Here is a 2,527-nt window from a genome sequence, read left to right as displayed (position 1 = left end):
GACCTGCTTGTTGATCGCCCACTGCTGTGCGATCGACAGGATGTTGTTGACGACCCAGTACAGCACCAGGCCCGCCGGGAAGAACACGAACATCACGGTAAACGCCACCGGCATGATCATCATGATCTTGGCCTGCATCGGATCCATCGGCTGCGGGTTGAGCTTGACCTGCAGGATCGAGGTGATGCCCATCAAGATCGGCAGGATGAACCAGGGATCGGGCGCGGTCAGGTCGGTGATCCAGCCGAGCCAGGGCGCGCCGCGCATCTCGACCGCGGCGAGCAGCACCCAGTACAGCGCGATGAACACCGGAATCTGGATCAGGATAGGCAGGCAGCCGCCGAGCGGGTTGATCTTCTCGGTCTTGTACATTTCCGCCATCGCCTGATGCAGCTTGGCGCGGTCGTCGCCGAAGGTTTCCTTCAACTGCTGCAGGCGCGGGGTCAGCTTCTTCATCTTGGCCATCGACTTGTAGCCCGCTGCCGACAACGGGTACAGCGCCAGCTTGAGGAGTATGGTCAGAATGATGATGGCCCAGCCCCAGTTGCCCACCAGGCGCTCGATTTTTTCCAGCGACCAGAAGATGGGATAAGCCAGCGGCGTCAGCCAGCCGTAATCGCGCACGTGCTCCAGACCGGGGGCGATTTTCTCCAGTGTGCCCTGGGTTTGCGGCCCGGCATACAAGGGCACGGTGAATGTCTTTTGCTGGCCGGGCGCGAGCGTGCCTTCGGCCAGAATCACCCCGGCGGAATACAGGCCGTCGCCCAGCGCACGCGTGTAGTACTCGCGCTTGACGCTTTCTTCAGGCAGCCAGGCCGACACGAAATGGTGCTGCACCATGCCCACCCAGCCGTTATTGGCGGTTTTCTCGAATTCGGCCTTGCCTTCCTGGATGTCCTTGAATGCGACTTTCTGGAATTTCTTGGCATCGGTGTAGAAGGCCGGGCCGGTGTAAGTGTAGAGGAAGAAGGACTCGCCGCGCGGCGCTTCGCCGTGACGGGTGAACTGATAATAGGGCGTGAGATCGATAGGCTCGGCGCCACCGTTGATGACGCGGGTTTTGACCTCGATCTGATAGCTGCCGCGCTTGAAAACATAGGTTTTTTCAACGCGCACGCCGGTGGCCGGATCATTCCATACCAGCGGCACTTCCAGTTGGGCGGCGCCGCCAGCGAGGCGGTAAATGCCGGGATTGAGCTGGAACACGCTGCGGTGCGTCGGCAGATCTTTGCCCACCAGGCCGCTTTGCGCCAGATAAGGCCGCGTCCTGTCGTCCTCGAACAGGGTGAAGACCTGATTCTTGTCTTCCGTCTCGCGGTAGGGCAGCAGCTGCAATTGGCGCAGGTCGCCGCCGTTGGCGTCGATGGTGGCGCGCAGCACGTCGGTTTCCACCTGAGCGCGCTGCCCCTTGGCAAAACCGGCCTGCGCCGGCGCCGCGGCTGCTGGCGCGTTCAGCGCCTGGCTGGGAGTGGGCGCACCCACCGTGGCCGGCGCGACCGGAGCCGGCGCATGTTTATCCTGCCAGGCTTCCCATAACAAAAGCAGCGAGAAGGAAAAAACGATGAAAAGAATCAGCCGCTGGTTATCCATGAGACGGGACGCGTTAGTTGGAAGAGAATTCCGGCGCTGCTTCGCCTGCCGGAGCGGTCGGCCATTTTGCCATGGCCCGGTGGCCGGCGCGCTGGAAGGTGCGCGGCAGATCGCGCGCCTCGTTTCCAGGAACCGGCTTGGCAATCAGGCGCACGACGAAGTCGCATGCGGGCAGTTCCGGCAAAACCTGCCGGAAGCTTTCACGCACGCATCGCTTGACGCGGTTGCGATCCACCGCACGCGCAAGCAGGCGTTTGGCAATCACCATCCCCAGCCGCGGGTGGCCCACCTGGTTGGGACGCGCCATCACCATCACGTAATCCGTCCGGGCGCGCTGATTGTCGGCAAACACCCGGTCGAAATCGGCTTTGTCGACCAGGCGCGCATCGCGGAGGCGCACGCCACCCGCTTTGTCTGGGTGTGTGTCGATGCGGATCAGACGGCCAGACGGGCGCGGCCTTTGGCGCGGCGCGCATTGATCACGGCACGGCCAGCCTTGGTTTTCATGCGGGCGCGGAAACCGTGGGTACGCTTGCGGCGGACGGTGGAAGGCTGATAAGTGCGTTTCATGACATATCCTTTCTGGCTGGCGCTGGCCCAGCCCCGCCGGGGCAGGGATGACCAAACATAAAAAATTTGTTGAAAAACCGCGTATTAGACGCCCCCAACCGGGGCAATGTCAAGTTAGTGTCGACCTGCCACACCGTGCCAGGCGGGCTGCGTCTGTGGATAACCTGGTCGAAGGGGAGTAAGATTAACGTTTGAATCCCAATGCAGCTTACCGCCCCCGCCCCCGCGACTATGGATTCCTTCTGGGCCCTTTGCCAAGAGCGCTTTCGCGCCAACCTGACCCAGCAGCAATTCAGCACTTGGATCAAGCCCCTGGTATTTGACGACACCGGCGGCGAGGTGCGCATCCTGGCGCCCAACCATTTCG

Annotated in this window: 4 protein-coding genes; 1 reads left to right on the top strand and 3 read right to left on the bottom strand. The window is 62.0% G+C overall.

The annotated features are described in order from the left end of the window. The 3 genes from yidC to rpmH all read right to left on the bottom strand — a co-directional run. Nucleotides 1-1,590, bottom strand: a 1,590-nt coding sequence (gene yidC / locus Q0L94_RS07990) for a membrane protein insertase YidC (protein ID WP_296752195.1), incomplete at its 3' end; no start/stop codon positions are given. Between the two features lie 13 nt (nt 1,591-1,603). Then, the gene (gene rnpA / locus Q0L94_RS07985; RefSeq protein ID WP_018079215.1) at nt 1,604-1,990 is read right to left on the bottom strand and encodes a ribonuclease P protein component; all 387 of its coding nucleotides are present in this window, start codon (nt 1,988-1,990) and stop codon (nt 1,604-1,606) included. A gap of 35 nt (nt 1,991-2,025) precedes the next feature. Continuing rightward, nucleotides 2,026-2,160, bottom strand: coding sequence for a 50S ribosomal protein L34 (gene rpmH, locus Q0L94_RS07980; protein WP_011313339.1), 135 nt, complete (start codon nt 2,158-2,160; stop codon nt 2,026-2,028). Between the two features lie 201 nt (nt 2,161-2,361). Here rpmH and Q0L94_RS07975 point away from each other — a divergent pair. Beyond that, nucleotides 2,362-2,527, top strand: a 166-nt coding sequence (locus Q0L94_RS07975) for a DnaA N-terminal domain-containing protein (protein WP_366799353.1), incomplete at its 3' end; no start/stop codon positions are given.

It is taken from the genome of Thiobacillus sp., from assembly GCF_024708915.1.
Note: the sequence above shows the minus strand (reverse complement) of the source record. Positions and strands in the feature narration are given on the sequence as shown.